The 2,018-nt window shown below is 49.1% G+C and carries 3 protein-coding genes; all 3 read right to left on the bottom strand.

The annotated features are described in order from the left end of the window. On the bottom strand, nucleotides 1-378 hold a 378-nt coding region (locus tag WBV75_RS09105; RefSeq protein WP_424120311.1), incomplete at its 3' end, for a hypothetical protein. Nucleotides 379-502: 124 nt separating this feature from the next. Further along, nucleotides 503-1,222, bottom strand: a complete 720-nt coding sequence (locus WBV75_RS09110) for an NAD(P)-dependent oxidoreductase (protein ID WP_424120312.1) — start codon at nucleotides 1,220-1,222, stop codon at nucleotides 503-505. A 17-nt stretch (nucleotides 1,223-1,239) separates the two neighbouring features. Continuing rightward, nucleotides 1,240-2,018 (bottom strand): CPBP family intramembrane glutamic endopeptidase (locus WBV75_RS09115; protein WP_424120313.1); only part of this gene is annotated, 779 nt, incomplete at its 5' end.

The raw sequence follows: 2,018 nt of genomic DNA on the forward strand, positions 1-2,018 counted from the left end.
AATCAAAGCCGTCCGCGCTTCCCCCGCTTCCGTGGTATAGTTTATGGATTTTGTCCGCGCCCCCAGGTCTGTGGTGCCAAAGCCGAAGTAAAGCCCTATGATCAGGACTACAATATTCAGGGGGAAGATGATTTTCTCCCGGAGTTTGAGGCGCCCTTCTGAAATACGTTCTCTGTGGAAAAGGTAAATAAGCAGGGAGGGGATGATGCCTACAAAAATCCAGATAAAGACTTCCACCCAATAGGGCGAGAGGGAATATCGGTTCAGGATCCAGTCGACAAACTCAAGGAAGGTCCAGGCCGCCACAAGGTAGGCGAATAACAGCTGAAAGATCTGCTTCCAATTTCGTTTCGTACTGGGGTTTGTATTCTCGGTCACCAGCGATGCGAGTTATTTAAACAAGCGTTAAGAGGATTGTGTTTCATTCGAATACCCCTAAGATAAGGAACTATACCAAATAGGGGTATCCGGAAAACGGAAGGGTAAGGAAGTTGAGCGGTGCCTATTCACTATAAATAACCGGCATTTGCCCCTTCCATTCTTCCCATAATTCTTCATTTCCTATCAAGCTGGCCATAAAATGGGCCACGTTGATCCGGCTCACTTTACCCGCATTGAAAATGGCACTTCGGATGGGCGAGGGATACACTTCATATTTGGTGACTTCGTCCTCGTCTATGAGGTTATCCGGGCGAACAGCGCACCATTCTACCAATGGGTTGTCCTGACTGATTTCAGTTCGCAGGTAATCCGCAGCTTTTTCGTTGTCCACATGGGGGGGTAATAAAAGACGAAGCAGTCCGATCACACATTTCTGGGCAAACGAAATGGGTTCATCCAGATCGCGGTTCCGGTTTCCGGAAGTATTCATCAGGACATAACGTACCGGTTTGTCCGGAGTATTCACTGCGATAGCCTTGCACAACCGGCGCGTGGCATCGGTGACCAGTTTTCTGGGTTCCCCATAAATTCCTTTCCAGGTCAGGTTATGGCCGAGACAGGAGGCCACCGCATGGCAACCGGCGGTAAGTTTTGCCAATTCCGAATCACTTAGATTTAAAACAGGGGCCTCAACAAGGGACAGCCGGGGGTTGTTCCTCACGGATTCCGGCAATTTTTCGGCGGACCGGACCACCACTATTACGTCATACCCTTGCTGGAGAAGCTGCCTGATCAGATGTTGCCCCGTTGCCCCGGTGGCCCCTACGACTAGTATTTTCATTTCTTGAATATTAAAAATTATAAACCCTCCTTTTGCGCCTTTCGCCAATAATACAGTCCGAACAAAAAGGTGACCAGGGCGAACATTATTCCGTATTCCCCGAGCCAATGCTGGGTTCCTTCCATTTCCGAGGTTAACGGCGGAAATATTTTTTGAACGTAAACATTGCTGACCGCATGGAAAATCACTGCCGGCCAAAGGCTGTTCGATTTAAAAGTATAATAGGTCATCATAAAAGACATGGAGACGATAGTGACAAAAAAGGCCGCCATCTCTAAAGGGATGTTTGTGCCGTAGGCTGCAATCAAGGGGAAATGCCAAAAAGCCCAAACCGTTCCGCTCACGAAAGAAACCCCGTTAAACGAAAGGACCTTTCGGAGTTCCTGTATAAAAAATCCGCGCCAACCGATTTCTTCCCCCAGCGCAGTGGCCATGGCGCGAATGACACCTACTGTCCCCATCAGGACCACGGCCACTATTATTGAAACTACGGGACTTAAGGTTCCGATACCGACCAATCCAATTTCTTCAGCCCATTCTAAAATCATTTGGGTGTTGGGCAAACCTCCGAGGTGGAAAATCCAGATCAGGAGGTAGGTAAGCAGGACATAAAGGGCCGGAACCCAATACGACAGGCGGATATATTTCCAACGCCCCCAATTCCATGGGAGGGAAGCGATTGGCCTTCCTGTTAGCTTTAAGGTTAAGATGGCGGCTACCGCGGGACTCCACATCAGGGCGCCGACATAGATTCGGGAAGGATATAAGGCTATGATCGCATAGTGAAACACAGCGC

The sequence above is a fragment of the Robiginitalea sp. genome, assembly GCF_049588695.1.
GTDB lineage: Bacteria > Bacteroidota > Bacteroidia > Flavobacteriales > Flavobacteriaceae > Robiginitalea.

What these genes read in the sequence shown, in the direction of transcription:
- WBV75_RS09110 (WP_424120312.1), bottom strand. Translation starts at nt 1,222, where the DNA reads ATGAAAATACTAGTCGTAGGGGCCACCGGGGCAACGGGGCAACATCTG.